A 17,547-nucleotide genomic window follows, 5' to 3' on the forward strand; every position below is an offset into this window, starting at 1 on the left:
CATGTCTCCCATATCATCTGTAAAATACTTTTGCTGCGCGAATCAGACTCTCTGTATCCTTCACTCCTGCTGTCTCATAAGCTGAATGCATAGCCAGCTGCGGAAGTCCGATATCTACTGTATTCATGGCAGCCTGTGTGTTGGAAATATTTCCAAGTGTGGAGCCCCCTGCAATATCCGAACGGTTTACAAATGTCTGGTACGGAACCTCCGCTTCCCTGCAAAGCTCCTTGAAGATTGCTGCTGAAATTCCGTCTGTACAATATTTCTGGTTTGCATTATATTTAATCACGATTCCGCCATTCATTGTCGGACGGTTCACAGGATCTGCTTTATCCGTATAGTTTGGATGAAGCGCATGTGCATTATCTGCAGAGATCATAAAGCTCTCCGCAAGTGCCATAAGGTAGCTCTCATGATCCCCGCCAAGTGCCAGATTGATCCGGTACAGCACATCCTTGAGAAATGCAGATGCTGCACCCTGCCTGGTGGTGCTTCCTACCTCTTCATTGTCAAGGACGCAGTGGACTGCAATATTTTTCTTTTTATCTGCCTGCAAAAATCCCTCCAGGGATGCAAAAGCGCACTGCAGATCATCCAGTCTCGGACTTGATACAAACTCATTTCTGGCTCCCCATACAGTTCCGGGCATACGGTTGTACAAAAACAGATCATGCCCCAGGACATCCTCCGGACGAACCTCTGCTTCTGCCGCTATCATATCCAGGAACTTTCCTTTTTCACCATTTCCGCTGTACAGAGGCAGCATATCCTTCTGCACATTATAATGATATCCACCGTTAATATCCCGGTTCATATGAATGGCAAGGCTCGGAATCATCACAAGATCTCTGTCAATGTTTATAAGCTTCTCCAGGATCTTGCCGTTTTTGCGCACGATCATTCGGCCTGCCACAGAAAGAGGACGGTCAAACCAGGTGGAAAGGATCATTCCACCGTACCGTTCCACATTCAGCTTCACATAAGCTCCACCTACAGACATCTCCGGATTTTCTTTGATCTTAAAGGACGGAGAATCACTGTGACTCGCAATAATATGGTATCTTCCGGAATCATTCATTGGAATGGAAAATCCGATGATCGCAGAATGATTTCGCATGACAAAATATTTTCCGCCTTTTTCCAGCTCCCAGTGTTCTTCCTCTTTCAGTTCTGTAAAACCCTCTTCCAGAAAACGTTTTCTTATTGTTTCTGCCGCATGAAAAGCAGTTGGACTGCTGCTGATAAATTCCAAAAGTTTCTCTGTTGTCTCTTCGTACATGTCTGTTTTCTCCTCTGACCGGCCGGAAATCAGGCCGTTTTATGTTACTCTCACAAAAATGCGCAGTAACCTTTTGCTACTGCACATTATACGGCAAAATATTTTCCGTAGCAATACTTTTAACCGATCATCTGAAAGATCCAGGATACAGCCGGAAGTGTTATGATAGAACATACTGTAGTAACCAGGATTCCTCCCATTGCATAATCTCCGTCAGAACCTGAAGCATTGGCCATCATTACCACAGAAGACATTACCGGCATGGCAGAAGCCAGTGCCATTGTCATATGGATATCTGAAGGAATCGGAAAAAATCCCAGCAAAACATAGAAAAGTATGGGAAATAGCACCATCTTTATCAAAGCGATTCCATAATAATCCGGTACTTTGATAAATTTCAGCACATCAATGCAGGCAAAAATTCCTCCCAGATAGATCATGGCAAGGGGTGTTGCGGTAGCTCCCATTTTCTGCAGTGCAGTATCCAGGATCAATGGCAGATGGATCCCGGTCAGCACACAGAGCATGGCAAGTATAATTGCCACTGTGACAGGATTAATGAGTTTCCTGGGATTAAATTTCCCACTTTCTTTTTCTGCAGGAGATGTGAGCTTCACACCCAGGGTCCAGAGCATCAGCTGGTCAATGACCGTAAAAACAGATATGTACAGCATTCCTTTTTCCGGATAAATACTGGTAATAATAGGAATTCCCATAAATCCTACGTTTCCAAATACGACCATCGCCCGGTACAGCTGCAGATGATCACCTTTCAGCCGAAATATTTTTCCGGATATTTTTCCCAGGATCAAAAGCCCAATGTACATAGATGCTGCAATCGCAAGAATCGATAAGGATGAAAAAAATGTTCTGCGGCCTACACCGTCAACTGTGTTGATAAAGATCATAACCGGAAGTGCCAGTTTGATCACAAATCTGGAAATCACCTCCAGGGTTTCTCTTGTCAGCACTTTCGTGCGGATCAGGATAATGCCCGTGATAATGTAGATCACGAACATCCCAATCTGCTGTAATAGAATTGTTAACGTATTCATCTTCTGAGACTCCTTTTTGTCCAAAAAAATAATGCACCCGGCCTTTGGCTCTGCGATGCATTATTTTGCCTTTATGAATTTTATACTATCACATCTGACTCACGTTGACAACGTGCTTTTGCTGTACAATCTTATCTCCCAGCTTATTCAGGAGCATTGTATAAGCAGCCCCAAATACATTCGCCCCGATACGAAGCAGCACTGCTGCCGGCATTCCGAAAAGCCCTGCTGCAATGGACAACGCACCAAAAGTATTAAACGCCGTCTGCCATGCGTAGCCTGCGGAATATCCTACACCGATTCCGCCGATCATTCCAATGTAAGGATACATGGATTTCGGAAGCACCAGATAGAGCACAACAAAAAGCAGACATCCCACAATGTTAAACATACCTCTTTTTCCTGCTCTGGTCTTGCAGTCCTCTGTAAACGGAAGACATACGGACATGCAGGCGATTCCTGCCCACATAGCTCTCGGAAGTCCAAGAAGGGACATGATCAACATGGCACTTGAAACGATCAGTGTCAGTCTTAAATACCATCTGCCTCTGGAAGAACAGAGATTAAACTCCCGAAACAGATCCGGAAATGTCCTGCGATACGGACGCTTCTTCTGATTCTTGTAAAAGATCACCATGCAGAGAACCATTCCTACGAGAAGACCCTCCACACGCAGTACATAAGCTTTTCCCGTCACATCATATCCCATCAGCAGGAGATATCCCAGTACAAAGGTAGAATGATTATACATAATTACATTGTGGCATCCAAGAATCATCAGAAGCAGAATGCTCACTGCATTGATCAAAAACGCCGGTATCGGAGAAACCATGTTGGAAAGTCTGGGGCCTGCGATCAAAATCCCAAAGATCCCGGCAATGGATAAAAGTCCATGCGTGGTTCGTATCCCAAAATCTGCCTGTCTTAAGACCAGCATTGCCAAAAGTACAGTTACGCCTACAACACTGTTGTCATTTCCTGTTATCTTGCTGTATAACGTAACAACAGCTACGCAGAAGGCCATAACGAGATATACTTTAAAATTATAGATCAGAATGTGCCTTCTTTTTTCTTTTTTGTCTGTGGTATTCCGTATCAGCTGTTTGGATCCTGTTGAGCTTAACTGCAGTTCCTGATAAAATGTCATTTCTCATCGCTCCTTTTATAAAGCGGACATTCACATTCCGCTCTGCCATATGCTCATGAACACGATCGTTTTGCGATCTGCATTCAAATATACAAACAGCCATTATACCTGGTTTATTCTGAAAGGTCAAATACTTTTTTCAAAAACTGTAAATTTTTGTTCCTTTTGAAATCTGCAATTATATTTTTTATGCGTATCTTTTTATAACTATTATCTGTATTATCGCAATTCCGCTATCCTGGTAACTGCCACATATATTTCCTGGATCTTATACCATGTAGGATAATCCACCACTCCGGAAGCCCGAAGCCCGAACACATTCTGGAATTTTTTTACGGAAGCAGCTGTCGCGGGGCCGTAAATACCATCCACAGTCACAGTTGGAATTGCGGGATAGGCTTTTGCTATAGCATTAAGCTGTTCCTGAATCTGCTGCACTTTTTCCCCGGTAACACCAATTGTCAGGTCATATCCCGGCCAGGATGCAGGAATCCCGGAAACTGCCTCTGCTACATTGATATACATATCATTTCCATAAAAGCTCCGTATGATCTCAATTGCAGAATATCCCTGATCTCCCAAAGACTTGCTTCCCCACTGTGTCATCCAGCCACGATCCCTGCACTGCACCCGTCTGCCATCACAATACTGCGTCAGGATAGGCTGCCGCACATTCGGTCTGGAAAGATAGTTTTCAAAAAGCTCATCCACAATCCTGTCGATGCTGTCAAAAATATTCCGGCCATTGATCCATTTATGATCGTATGCTGTGGAAGAAGTGATGGTGTAGTCATAGCCTTTGTTCCGGTACCATTCTGTATATACCCGGTTTAATGTAAATGACATGATTGCCAGGACATTGGCACGAATCGTATCGTCCGGCCAGGTCGCATAGATCTCGCTGCTGGCCACATTTTTGATATAATCTTTGTAACGTACGTAATAATTCCGGGCACTGGTGTCCCCTGCCGGACCATCATGGACTACGATGTACTCCGGAATCACCACTCTGCTCAAAACGATCTCTCCGGATTCATTTACCGGCTTAATCTCTGCTTCCGGATTTTTAGGTGGATACTCTCCAAACAGGGTGTGCGGCCCGATAACGATCCGCTGATAATCCTCCCCATTTCCCTGCTGCCGCCTGAGAGATGCACCCTGCCAAGAGATTGAATGAGGAAGTACTTCTGTTCCTGCCACTTCTTTTGGTTCAAAACCATCTGCACTGATCTGAACTGTATATTCTGAATAAGGTTGTTGCTCTACCGGTTTCATGCTGTATTCCAAAGGCGGAGCCGCCAGATCCAGAAGAGGCGTTTTTCCGGAGGAATCCGTACGTATTTCTTCGATGATATTGTCCGGCATACCCGTGTATGAAATCCGTACTCTTGCATTTTCAACAGGACGGTTATTTACTCCATCCCACACCGTCACCTGCAGCTGGCCCTGATCCGGGGTATCCTGCTGTATGGAAATATAAGAATGATTTTTCATAAACAGAGACTCCTTTTTGTATCTCAATACACATTAACTCTCTGTCAGTATATGCCTAAAATCAAAAAATGCCATATTTTTTACTGTGCTTCCTCCCAGTAATCCTCTTCATCCTGAATATCATCAAGTTCATCTGCACTGCCGACTCATCCGTTTCTGCAGCTCGCAATGAATTTCTTTGCCCAATGCGTCTATTATACAATAAATACTCCACAATAATAGAAAAAGTGCTGTATCATCTTCCATGAGATCATACAGCACCATATATTCACCTTATTTCTCCAGATATCAGAATATTTTCAGAATGTCATTATACATCACCACAACCATCAACGCCATCAAAAGCATCAGTCCTGCAAAATGGACCATTCCTTCTATCTGACGGTTGACCGGTTTTCTGCGGATGGCTTCTGTCAGCAGAAATACCAGTCTTCCTCCATCCAGTGCAGGAATGGGAAGCAGGTTCATAACACCAAGGTTGGCAGAAAGAAGAACTGCCATATTCAGCATGTTCATCCAGATCATCAGTGTTCCTTCGTTCCTGGACTGCTCATAAGTATCACCAATGGCATCTACCACACCAACCGGACCGCTTAAGTCCTTCATCCCGAGATGGCCGCTTACCAGCTCTTTCAAACTCAGAATCGTGGTGCGGATCATATATTTTACTTCCACAGCACCATATTTCAGCACATTAAAACCGGAAGTTTTTTCGCTGTAAGTGTTATACCCGAAACCAGTCACAGGAGTTCTGTATTCTCTTGGTGTAATTTCTACCTCATACTCCATCCCGTTTCGTTCATAAGTGATTGTAACCGGCTGATCAGACAGGGGATGTTTCTCAAGATATTTTTCATAAGCCGCTCCATCAGGTACTTCCACCCCGTTGATCCTGGTAATTACATCTCCTGCCTCCAGACCTGCCTCTTCCAGCGGCATTCCCTTGATCAGTGATTCCACTGTCATGGAATTTGCATCAGAGCGGTTAAAGCCCAGAAGATAACGTACATTTACATCCGGCTTATAGGAAATTTCCTTTATCTCTCCGTCACGCTTTACTTTCAGGTGGATGGTGTCCTCCTCCTGCAGTTCATTCAGATAAGTATATACGTAGAGATCTTTCCCAAGATCAATATGATAACCCTGATATTGCGTGATCACATCGCCAGCTTCCAGACCTGCCTTCTCAGCGGAGGAGCCTTCCGTAACTTCCAGTACTGTAGCCGGATCATAACCAATACAGCCTACAATGATCACGGAAAGCACAAACGCCAGCAAAAAGTTAAAAACCGGTCCTGCAGCAACAACTGCGATCCTGCCCCATACAGAAGCTGAATTGAACGTCCCGGGACCATCATCCTCAGCGTCCTCTCCGGCCATGGCACAGGAACCGCCAAGGGGAAGAAGCTTCAGGGAATAGCGGGTACCGCCTTTTACAGTGCTTAAAATTCTCGGACCCATGCCAAGAGAAAATTCCAGTACCTCTATGTGATTCTTTTTTGCCAGAAGAAAATGTCCCAGCTCATGAATCAGTATTACAACGCTGAAAATTATAACAGCTATCACAAATCTCAATTTACCACCTGCTTTCGATCCACTGATAAGTATCCTGCTCTACAGAAAGGATCTCATCCAGATCCGGGTGAGCGATTTTTTTGTGTCTGTCCATAGACTGTGCAATAATCTCATAAATATCCAGGAATCCGATCTTTTCTTCCAGGAATTTCTTTACTGCCAGCTCATTGGCTGCATTGAAGACTGTTGGCATACTGCCACCTTCTCCGGATGCCTGGATAGCCATTGGAAGGCCACGGAATGTCTCCATATCCGGAACCTCAAAAGTAATCTCGCGAAGTTTCGTAAAATCAAGACGGTCTCCATCCAGATAACGTCTGTGAGGATAGTACAGTGCGTACTGGATCGGGAGACGCATATCCGGTGTTCCAAGCTGGGCCATAATGGCTCCATCCTTAAATTCCACCATGGAATGAATAATACTCTGCGGCTGTACCACAACCTGTATATGATCCAGATCCATATCAAAAAGCCATTTCGCTTCCATAACTTCAAGGCCTTTGTTTACCAGTGTTGCAGAATCTACAGTGATCTTTTGTCCCATTACCCAGTTCGGATGTTTGAGAGTATCTGCCACTGTCACGTTCTTAAGATAATCTGTGGTACGTCCACGAAATGGTCCACCGGAAGCTGTAATCAGCAGCTTGTGGATCTCTTTTTTCTCTTCTCCGTGAATTGCCTGGAAGATTGCACTGTGCTCACTGTCAACAGGCAGGATGGAAACTCCGTACTCTTTTGCCATAGGCATGATCAGATGACCTGCTGTGACAAGTGTTTCTTTGTTGGCAAGCGCGATATCTTTTCCTGCACGGATTCCTTCCATGGTCGGGCGGATTCCAATCATTCCAACAATAGCCGTAACAAGGATATCGGACTCCGGCATAGATGCAAGCTCCAGAAGGCCGTCCATCCCGCTGACAACCTTTGTTGTTGTATCTGCGATGCGGATCTTCAGATCTTCAGCTGCTTTCTCATCCCAGACTGCTGCCAGAAGGGGATGAAACTCACGGATCTGTTGCTCCAGCTTTTTCACACTCCTACCTGCACTGACTGCAACTACACGAAGATCATTATTCTTCCGCACTACATCCAGCGTCTGGGTTCCAATGGAACCGGTAGATCCTAATATTGCAATATTCTTCATTTCAATATCTCCTAAATTCCAAGAATCAGTTTTGCAAGATAATAAATAACAGGTGCTGTGATGATCACGCTGTCAAAACGATCCAGAATTCCACCATGACCAGGAATCAGCTTTCCATAGTCCTTGATGTTCTGGTTTCTTTTGATGGCAGAAGCTGCCAGATCGCCTACCATGGAGATCAGGGCCCCAACTCCGCAGATCAGGGCATACTCAGCCATTTTCCCCTGTGTTGCTGCTGCATAGATCACTCCCAGAAGTGCAGCCCCCACAACACCACCCACAGCTCCTTCAATGGATTTTTTCGGGCTTAAGACAGGTGCCATCTTATGCTTGCCGATAAGCATTCCCACGCAGTACGCACAGGTATCGCAGCCCCAGGAGCATAAAAAGATCAGCCATACCAGGAATTTGCCATCCGGAAGATTTCTGGTCAGGTAAATAAATGAAAGCATCACTGCAACATATACAACACCAAAGAATGCTGCCATTACCTGTTCAGCGCGGTATTTCGGATATCCAAATACATAAACGAACAGGATAAGGATCATACTTACAATAACTGCCATCATTCCAAAATTTCCAAAATCAAACTTCATGGCAATATAATAGAGCACTGCTCCAAGATATCCCACAAGCTCCAGCACAGTAACATGCTCATCACTTACCTTCATCACATTGTAAAGCTCACGCATTCCGATCAGTGAAACAGCCAGAAGTGTAAAAAACAATATCCAGCTGCCGGAAATGATCGTTGCAAGGGCAATGATGACAAGGATGATACCGCTTATCAGTCTTGTCTTAAACATAAATTACTCCTCCTTAACACCGCCGTAACGTCTGTCTCTCTGATTATATTTCTCGATAGCCTTAATAAGCTCTTCCTTGTTGAAATCCGGCCATGCTACCGGTGTGAAATAAAACTCGGAATAAGCCAGCTGCCAGAGAAGGAAATTGGAAAGCCGCTGCTCTCCACTGGTACGGATCATCAGATCCGGATCCGGAACACCTGCTGTATCCAGATAGCTTTCAATCGTATCCTCTGTAATACTATCCGGCTCTACTTTTCCATCTTTTACATCCTGGGCCATCTTCTGCATTCCACGGCGGATCTCATCACGGCTTCCGTAATTTAATGCCAGCTGGAAATAGATTCCGTCAAAATCCTTGGAGTATTCCTCAAGCTCACGGACACTCTGCTGAATATCCGGTGCAAATGCCTTAATATCTCCAATGACTTTCATCCTCATATTATTTTTCCTGGAAATCTTGATACATTTCTTGAGATAGCTGCGAAACAGCTTCATCAGTGCCTCAACCTCATCTCTGGAACGCTTCCAGTTCTCTGTGGAAAAAGCATAGACCGTTAAGTATTTCACTCCCAGATCTTTGATATCGTAGCAGATGTTCTCAAGGTTGGCACAGCCTTTCACATGTCCGTAGGTTCTCGGCATTCCCCGTTCCCTGGCCCATCTTCCGTTTCCGTCCAGAATGATCGCGATATGATTTGGTACGTTCATATTTTTTCCTCCATACAGAAAGAGAGCTTCTTCGAAGAAGCCCTCTTAATCATTGTATTCCTGCAATTATACGGTCAGAATCTCTTTAGACTTGTTCTCGATTGCCTTGTCAACTTCCTTGATGTACTTGTCTGTAAGCTTCTGAACTTTGTCCTCAAGCTCCTTGATCTCGTCCTCGGATACATCCTGTTTTGCAAGTTTCTTGAAAGCGTCATTTGCATCACGACGGATATTTCTCACTGCGACCTTGGCGCCTTCACCTTTTTTCTTAACATCTTTAACCAGTTCTTTACGGCGCTCCTCGGTAAGCTCCGGGAATACAAGACGGATTGCCTTACCATCGTTGCTTGGGTTTAATCCAAGGTCAGAGCAGAGGATAGCTTTCTCGATTGCCTTGATCATGCTGGATTCCCATGGCTGGATCTGGATCATACGCGCCTCTGGTACGGAAATGTTGGCAACCTGCTGGATCGGAGTTGGTGCTCCATAATAATCTACAGTAAGTTTATCAAGAATATGCGGATTCGCACGTCCGGCTCTGATCGTTGTAAGCTCGCTCTCCAAAGCATTCAGTGTTTTTCCCATTTTTGTTTCGTATACCTGAATTCTCTCATCCATTTCACATATCTCCCTGTATGGTTATTTTATTAATTTAATTACACAGTTACCTTAGTTCCGGAGAACTTGCCGTGAACGGTATTCACAATGCTGTCTTTCTCATCGAGACCAAATACCAGCATCGGCATCTTCTGCTCCATACACATGATGGAAGCTGTCAGATCCATAGCTGCCAGTTTCTTCGCAACTACCTCATCAATGGAAATCTCGTCATACTTCTTGGCATCCGGATTAACCTTCGGATCGCTGTCATAGATTCCGTCAACCGCCTTCGCAAGAAGGATAGCATCTGCACCGATCTCAACTGCACGAAGTACAGTAGCTGTATCTGTGGAGAAATAAGGATGTCCTGTACCGCCTGCAAAAAACACTACCTTACCTGCTGCAAAGCTCTCTTCCACTGCATCTTTAGAATAAAGAGTTGTAAATGCACCGCATACAAATGGTGTGAATACCTCTGTCTTAAGTCCTACATATCTGCAGATATCAGATACATAGATACAATTCATGATCGTTGCAAGCATTCCGATCTGGTCTGCCTTGCTTCTGTCCATGGCTCCGCTGGTACGTCCTCTCCAGAAGTTTCCGCCTCCGATAACAATACCTACCTGAAGTCCCTCATCAACAATAGTCCTGATCTGTTTGGCTACCTCTGTGACAGTTGCCTCGTCAAAACCTCTCTTCTGCTCTCCTGCAAGAGCCTCTCCGCTTAATTTCAGTAACACTCTCTTCATATGTTTATTCTCCTTTACCATACGCCGGATACAACTTCATTGCCATCATCATCAAAAGTTGTGGAAACCGTAAACGTATCATAGTAATAATAACCGGTCTTGCCGGATTCCGGCTCATCTTCATAATCACTGCCGTTCGGACTGCCGCATGCGCTTTCAAGAGCTGACATGGACTGACCGATATATCCTGCCGCCACAGAAGCCAGATCATCACCACTATTGTTGTCACCATTATTGTTATCAGACGGTGCTGAAGTAGGATCTGCTGACGGCTGGTTTGATGTGGAATCTGCAGACGGTGTGGAGTCCGAATTATCCGTGCTGTTTGAATTACCACTGCCATCAGAATTACCACTCTCATCATCTGCTGACGGAGTTGGTGTAACATCAGTGCTGTCGCTGACGGAATCTGTGCTGTCACTCTCCGCGCTGTCATCCTCGATTCCAAGTCTTGCCTTCACATCCTTCAAAGTGGAAACCTCCTTGGTGCTTCCGCTTGTCAGATATGTAGCATAAGGGATTCCGTCTTCACCTTCTCCATCCATGCACAGGCTGATCTGTGAGATAGTCGTAAGCGGAAGCTGACGGAAAAAGCACTCATTCTGCTCCTCATCAGAAAATGTGATGCGCACATCAAAACTGGTCGCTGTGTCACCGTTATCATCCTTCTGATCTTTCTCCATATAATAAACAGCCTTGTCGTTGTCGGCCAATGTAAACTTACTGTTTACAAGGTCACTACCCCAGGTCTCATCACTGTCATCCCCGTCGTCTCTGGTCGGACGGACATAAATTGCTGAAATGGTAGATCCCATTTTATTCGTAAATACAATACTTGTAGTGGTTTCACTCTTGGTTCCCATCACATTCTTGATATTCGCTGTATCATCTGTTGCAGTCTTCATCTCCACTACATCTGACTTCGGTGCCTCGGTTACTGCCGGTGTTGCTGTTGCTTCCACTTTCTGCTCCGGTGCTACGGAAGGCTTATTTCCACAGCCAGCCGCAAACATACTCGCTGCCAGGATTCCGGCAAAGATCAAATAGCGTTTCTTCATTATATCTCCTCCATATAAAATGGTTCTGTCTTTCTTTTTAGTTATCTCTTCCTATTATTGCAGAGTATCACTTTCTTGTCAACCTGACCATTCGGAATTTCACACAATTTTTAGTTTTTTCAGACTATGCGAAAAATTGCGGCATCTGATATCAGAATCCATTCTCTCTTCGCTGTTTTCGCATGGTACGGCGCATTTTTGCAGCCTCATTCCTGGCTTTTTCTGCCTCTGTGGAAATGACAAGATCCGGTACCTGTACAGGTTTCTGATCTTCATCCACTGCCACCATCACAAAAAATGCCCGGTTTACTGTCTGGCGCATGCCATCCGGCAGTTCTGTATAAGTATCGATTTCGACTTCCATGGAGGTTTTTCCTACGTAAGTCACATATCCTCTTAAGACCAGGATATCTCCCTCATAAACAGCGCGTTTGAACTGAAGATTATCAACAGCTGCCGTCACAACTCTATGTGTCTCGGCGTGGCGCATGGCCACAATACCTGCCACCTCATCGATCCACTGCATCAGGGCTCCGCCAAAAAGCCTTCCGCTTCCATTGAGATGCTGCTGCATGATCAGATGAACCTGCTCTGTCATAGAATCCTCTATTGTCTTTTTTCTTCTTTCATGACCGTTATCCACGGTACATTCCCCCTCATTTTTAATAGAGATTTTTTACCTTAAAATCTCTCTCTGCTTCTCTTCTCTGGTCTTTCTTGGCAATATCCTGGCGTTTGTCATAGAGTTTCTTACCACGGGCCATGCCAATTTCCACTTTTACCAGACTGTCCTTGAAATAGACCTTAAGCGGTACTAGTGTCAGTCCTTTTTCTTTTAATTTTGCTTCGATCTTGTTGATCTCGTAGCGGTGCAGCAGGAGCTTGCGCACGCGAAGCGGATCTTTATTAAAAATATTTCCCTTTTCATAAGGAGTGATATGCATTCCATATACATACACTTCTCCGTTCTCCACACGGACGAAAGCCTCTTTGATGCTGCATTTACCGGAGCGGAGGGATTTTACCTCTGTTCCTGCAAGTGCGATCCCGGCTTCATAGGTGTCTTCGATAAAATAATCATGAAACGCTTTTTTGTTATTCGCGATCAGTTTCATTCCTGATTTTTTTGCCATTTTCTGCTCCCTCAGTCTTCCTCAACCAGAACAAAATCTACGGTTTTCAGCATCTTGTCTGCATCTGCCACACGTACACGGACTTTTTGCCCAAGACGGAAAATCCGGCCGGTCATATCGCCCCGCAGCTCATAGGCATCCTGGTCATATACATAATAATCGTCACGTAATGTATTGATATGGATCAGTCCTTCCACAGTATTTGGAAGTTCCACATAAAGTCCCCAGCCTGTAACGCCGGAAATGATCCCCTCATATTCCTCACCCAGGTGATAGGACATGTACTCAGCTTTTTTCAGCTTGTCAGATTCTCTTTCTGCCTCATCTGCACGCCGCTCGCACACACTGGACTGGCGTGCCACTTCATCCAGGATTTCTTTGTAATGTTCAGCACGACCTTCCCTCACCAGCCTTCCACGCAGTCTGTCGTGGATAATCCTGTGGATCTGAAGATCCGGATATCTTCGGATCGGTGAAGTAAAGTGGCAGTAATATTTGGCAGCAAGACCAAAATGACCGCTGCATTCCGTTGTATATTTTGCCTGTTTCATGGTACGCAGCGTCATGCGGCTGATCTGCGCCTCATTGGGCAGGCCTTCTATGCTTTCCAGAATTTCCTGGATCTCTCCCGGCGTGATCTCCTGACCGGATTTCTGAATATTAACTCCCTCATTATGAAGAAGCATCAGAAGGCTCTCGATCTTCTCGGGGTCCGGAGTTTCATGGGTTCTGTATACAAAAGGATAATCTCCGGTACAATACTCCTGTGCAACAGTCTCATTGGCAAGAAGCATAAAATCCTCAATGATCCTGGTTGCAACATTAGCTTCGTATGGCTGTACATCGATGGCTTTACCTGCTGCATTGAGAATAATTTTGCTTTCCGGGAAATCAAAATCAATGGATCCTCTTGTATGACGGCGACTGCGAAGAAGTCCTGAAAGCTCTTTCATCAGGAAAAACATCGGGATTAGTGATTCATACCGCTTCTTCGCCTCATCATCAGTATCCTCCAGGATATTCTTAACATCTGTATAACACATTCTCTCATTCACGCAAATCACTGTCTCCGCAATCTTATGTGAAATAACCTTACCTTTTTCGTTGATATCCATGAGGCAGCTTAAGGTCAGACGATCCTGCCCCTGGTTCAGAGAACAGATCCCGTTGGAAAGCCGCTCCGGAAGCATAGGAATCACTCGGTCTGCCAGATATACGGAAGTTCCCCGTTTCAGTGCTTCACGGTCAAGAGCACTGCCACCCTGAACATAATTGCTTACATCTGCAATGTGCACGCCAAGATGGTAGATTCCGTTTTCTTTTGTCAGGGAAATGGCATCATCCAGATCCTTGGCATCCTCACCGTCAATCGTAACAGTAACAAAATCTCTTAAGTCCAGCCTTCCGTCCATATCTGCTTCCTGCACATGATCCGGCACACGATCTGCCTGACGGAGTACTTTGTCTGGAAATACACTTGGAATATTAAAGCTCTTCACGATTGCCAGAATATCGGTTCCCGGTGAACGTAAATTTCCCAGGACTTCTGTCACTTTTCCTTCTGGTTTTCTGTTTCTGGAGCCATAATCTGTTACCTCAACCACTACTTTATCCCCGTCTTTGGCTCCCATGGAATTCTTTCGGGAAATAAAAATATCTTTGGAAAACTTGGGGTTGTCACTGATCACAAAACCATAGTCCCTGCTGCTCTGATATGTTCCCACAATAGAAGGCATTCCACGTTCCAGAACTTTCAGCACAACGCCTTCCGGACGCTTGCCTTCTTTATGCCCGTTTCGCACAAGGATCTGCACTTTATCCTGATGCATGGCACTTCCCGTATCATTCTCCGGAATAAAAATGTCCTGCTCCTGATCTTCCACTTCTACGAAACCAAAGCCCTTGTAATGACCAATGAAGGTCCCTTCCATAATAGTTCCGTCTTTTTCAGAAAAATGATGTTCCTCGCGGTATTCTTCTCTGCGATCTCTTTCACGGCTGTTTCTGTCCTTCTTCTCGGATTTAAAATGGTCTTTCTTTTTTCCTCTTTCTTTATGTCTGCCGGAGGCTTTGCTGTATCTGCCCTTGTTGTCAACTTCAGCTTTTCCCTGGGCACAAAGCTCATCCAGCACCTCAAAAAGTTCTTTTTTTTCACCTTTATCCAATCGGAGCAGAGAACCGATCTCACGCAGGCGCATAGGCTTGTACAGCGGATCTCCCAACAGCTCCATCACGAATTTTTTTCTTTTTTCAAATTTTTTTGATCTTTTCACAATTTCTCCTGTTTCATAATAATTCTACTTCAGTAATTTTCAGAAAGGATTTCCCCGCGGATCTTATATCAACGCAAAAACACTCCTGCTGATTAACAAAAGAAGACTCCTTTCAGAGTTCCTTCTGCATGCTAACGCAGCAAGAGTGTTCCCACATTCTGACCGGATAAACTGCCGGTCAGATAATGTTCAGTACAATTGAAAGTACAAAGAAAATAACTCCCATGATAATGGTTCCTCTTATAAGACCACCCTCCATGGAACGTCCCTTATTCCTACCCCAATAGGTATCAGCTACTCCGGCGATAGAGCCAAGACCCTGCTGCTTACCCTCCTGCATCAGTACGACAACAGTCAGAGCGATACAATCTATTGCATAAATTACAGTCAGAATAATCTTCAAAATATTCACGCGGTTACACCTCCTAATCAACTAGAGGTTATTTTACCATAGCTGATACCGGATTTCAACTGTTTTCCGTTTATTTTGTACAGGGCTTTTTGGGTTTTTCCCGGACAAAGGGATCTTCAAATCTGCCAAGACTTCCCAGCTGTTCATGGATCCGCAGCAGCTGATTATATTTCGCATTCCTGTCAGACCTGCAGGGTGCGCCTGTTTTGATCTGCCCTGCGCCACAGGCTACAGCAAGATCTGCGATAAAGGAATCCTCTGTTTCACCGGATCTGTGGGAGATCACGGCCCGGTATCCTGCATGCTGGGCCATCTCCACCGCATCCAGAGTTTCTGTCAGGGTTCCGATCTGATTTACCTTGATAAGAATCGCGTTGGCAACTCCCAGCTGGATTCCACATTGAAGCCTTTTGATATTGGTAACAAAAAGATCATCTCCAACAAGCTGAATCTTTTTCCCCAGATGTTCTGTGAGATATTTCCATCCATCCCAGTCATCCTCACAGAGTCCGTCCTCAATGGACACAATGGGAAACTCTTCCACCAGTTCTTCATAATATGCTGTCATTTCTCTGGCATCCCGGTAGATTTTTTCCCCTTTCATGCGGCTTTCCCCCGGAAAAAAATATACTCCTTTTTCCTCATCATAAAGTTCACTGGAAGCTGCATCTATGGCAATGGAAATCTCATCGCCTGGTTTGTAGCCTGCTTTTTCCACTGCATGGACGATCAATGTCAGTGCTTCTCTGGAGTCAGCAAGATCCGGGGCAAAACCACCTTCATCTCCTACTGCTGTTGAAAGACCTTTTTCCCTGAGAAGCAGCTTTAAATGCTGGTAGATCTCCGCACACATGCGGATTCCCTTTTCCAGACAGCCGGCCCCTGCAGGCATGATCATGAATTCCTGAAGGTCTACTGTATTATCCGCATGTTTTCCGCCATTTAAAATATTCATCATAGGTACTGGAAGTTTTGTTGTATGACAGCCTCCCAGATACTGATACAGCGGGATCCTTAAAGCTCCTGCTGCTGCACGGGCAGTTGCCAGGGATACGGCAAGAGTGGCATTGGCTCCTGCGCTGCTTTTGTTTTCCGTGCCATCCGTATCAAGGATCAGACGGTCGATCCATGCCTGGTTCAGGGCATTTTCCCCGATGATGGCATCCGCCAGACGGGTATTAATGTTTTCCACTGCTTTTTTTACACTTTGCCCAAGATATTCTTCACGGTTTCCATCACGCAGCTCTACTGCTTCGAATTTTCCTGTAGATGCTCCTGACGGCACCATGGCTCTTCCCGTAAATCCGTTGATCCCTACGATTCCTTCTCCTACTGTTACTTCTGCTTCTACAGTAGGATTTCCTCTGGAATCCAGGACTTGTCTCGCGTGAATTTTTCGAACAGGCAGATAACGTAGCATTTTGTTTTCCCTCCTTGAAAATAATATTCTTGTGATAATGCTGACTGATCATGGTTCTCTGCACACTTTACAGTTCTTTATGTTTTTTCTTATGTTCATAAAGATATCTTATCCGAAATACAGCCTGTCTATACGCTGTGTAGAAAACTGATGACTACGTTGCCATGCTTTCCTTTAACAGATATTATCATCCGACCATCTGCGAACAAAATCCTTTCCTCTATGATTGCATGTTATTATTATCTGAATATTTTGCATAATATATTCTTGTTATTTTTCTTTTTCAATTTAATTTTATTATTTTCAAATTTAGTGTTGACAACTCCGTTTTTATCTGTTATAGTATAACCATCAAATAAAACAAACGGAAAACAAAAAACAAATCAAAAAGGAGCGTGAACCCACCGAAAACATAACTTACTTCCAATAATCTAAGAAAGAGAGGTACAGTCCACCAGAAGATTTAAAGATTTTCCTTCATAATTAAACCAAGGAGGTACGGACCACCGAGAACGTAAATTTTAATTCCGTATAAGTTTTAAATCTAAGAAATGAGAGGTATATTCCATTGGATACTGAAAATTAAAAGAGTCATCGGCAGAAGAAATGAATCGCTGATGGCTCTTATTTTTGTTATATTCTTCCTTCACTTCTCATAATTTTATTAATAACTCCGCTCTTCCGA

16 protein-coding genes are annotated in these 17,547 nt (G+C 44.5%); all 16 read right to left on the bottom strand.

What is annotated here, in order from left to right; translation table 11 throughout:
* Window positions 1–13: 13 nt before the first annotated feature.
* On the bottom strand, window positions 14–1,282 hold the full coding sequence (locus HFM85_RS13435) for a M18 family aminopeptidase (protein ID WP_173738741.1): 1,269 nt from the start codon (window positions 1,280–1,282) through the stop codon (window positions 14–16).
* 119 nt (window positions 1,283–1,401) lie between these two features.
* A complete protein-coding gene (locus HFM85_RS13440) occupies window positions 1,402–2,337 on the bottom strand; it encodes an AEC family transporter (protein WP_173738742.1) in 936 nt (311 codons plus the stop codon).
* Window positions 2,338–2,425: 88 nt separating this feature from the next.
* Window positions 2,426–3,484, bottom strand: a complete 1,059-nt coding sequence (locus HFM85_RS13445; protein ID WP_173738743.1) for an FUSC family protein — start codon at window positions 3,482–3,484, stop codon at window positions 2,426–2,428.
* 219 nt (window positions 3,485–3,703) lie between these two features.
* Complete coding sequence (locus HFM85_RS13450) at window positions 3,704–4,978, bottom strand: peptidoglycan-binding protein (RefSeq protein ID WP_173738744.1); 1,275 nt, start codon at window positions 4,976–4,978, stop codon at window positions 3,704–3,706.
* Between the two features lie 288 nt (window positions 4,979–5,266).
* Entirely contained in the window at window positions 5,267–6,544 is a 1,278-nt protein-coding gene (gene rseP, locus HFM85_RS13455) for an RIP metalloprotease RseP (protein WP_330594912.1), read from the bottom strand.
* Window positions 6,545–6,554: 10 nt separating this feature from the next.
* Window positions 6,555–7,697, bottom strand: coding sequence for a 1-deoxy-D-xylulose-5-phosphate reductoisomerase (gene dxr / locus HFM85_RS13460; protein WP_173738746.1), 1,143 nt, complete (start codon window positions 7,695–7,697; stop codon window positions 6,555–6,557).
* 11 nt (window positions 7,698–7,708) lie between these two features.
* Entirely contained in the window at window positions 7,709–8,503 is a 795-nt protein-coding gene (locus HFM85_RS13465) for a phosphatidate cytidylyltransferase (RefSeq protein WP_173738747.1), read from the bottom strand.
* A gap of 3 nt (window positions 8,504–8,506) precedes the next feature.
* Window positions 8,507–9,214 (bottom strand): isoprenyl transferase, encoded by a 708-nt coding sequence (locus tag HFM85_RS13470; RefSeq protein ID WP_173738748.1) that lies wholly within the window; start codon window positions 9,212–9,214, stop codon window positions 8,507–8,509.
* A 66-nt stretch (window positions 9,215–9,280) separates the two neighbouring features.
* Window positions 9,281–9,832: a ribosome recycling factor gene (frr, locus tag HFM85_RS13475; protein WP_173738749.1), complete on the bottom strand. Its 552-nt coding sequence runs from the start codon at window positions 9,830–9,832 to the stop codon at window positions 9,281–9,283.
* 38 nt (window positions 9,833–9,870) lie between these two features.
* The gene (gene pyrH / locus HFM85_RS13480) at window positions 9,871–10,566 is read right to left on the bottom strand and encodes a UMP kinase (RefSeq protein WP_173738750.1); all 696 of its coding nucleotides are present in this window, start codon (window positions 10,564–10,566) and stop codon (window positions 9,871–9,873) included.
* A gap of 14 nt (window positions 10,567–10,580) precedes the next feature.
* Window positions 10,581–11,624, bottom strand: coding sequence for a Rossmann-fold NAD(P)-binding domain-containing protein (locus HFM85_RS13485; protein ID WP_179976615.1), 1,044 nt, complete (start codon window positions 11,622–11,624; stop codon window positions 10,581–10,583).
* Window positions 11,625–11,775: 151 nt separating this feature from the next.
* Entirely contained in the window at window positions 11,776–12,267 is a 492-nt protein-coding gene (locus HFM85_RS13490) for an acyl-CoA thioesterase (protein WP_330594909.1), read from the bottom strand.
* Window positions 12,268–12,286: 19 nt separating this feature from the next.
* Entirely contained in the window at window positions 12,287–12,757 is a 471-nt protein-coding gene (gene smpB, locus HFM85_RS13495; RefSeq protein ID WP_119240624.1) for an SsrA-binding protein SmpB, read from the bottom strand.
* A gap of 11 nt (window positions 12,758–12,768) precedes the next feature.
* Window positions 12,769–15,030, bottom strand: a complete 2,262-nt coding sequence (rnr, locus tag HFM85_RS13500; RefSeq protein WP_330594910.1) for a ribonuclease R — start codon at window positions 15,028–15,030, stop codon at window positions 12,769–12,771.
* 178 nt (window positions 15,031–15,208) lie between these two features.
* On the bottom strand, window positions 15,209–15,442 hold the full coding sequence (gene secG / locus HFM85_RS13505; protein WP_173738751.1) for a preprotein translocase subunit SecG: 234 nt from the start codon (window positions 15,440–15,442) through the stop codon (window positions 15,209–15,211).
* A 70-nt stretch (window positions 15,443–15,512) separates the two neighbouring features.
* Window positions 15,513–16,862: a phosphopyruvate hydratase gene (eno, locus tag HFM85_RS13510; protein ID WP_173738752.1), complete on the bottom strand. Its 1,350-nt coding sequence runs from the start codon at window positions 16,860–16,862 to the stop codon at window positions 15,513–15,515.
* Between the last annotated feature and the right edge of the window lie 685 nt (window positions 16,863–17,547).

The organism is Blautia schinkii (assembly GCF_013304825.1).
Lineage (GTDB): Bacteria > Bacillota > Clostridia > Lachnospirales > Lachnospiraceae > Blautia_A > Blautia_A schinkii_B.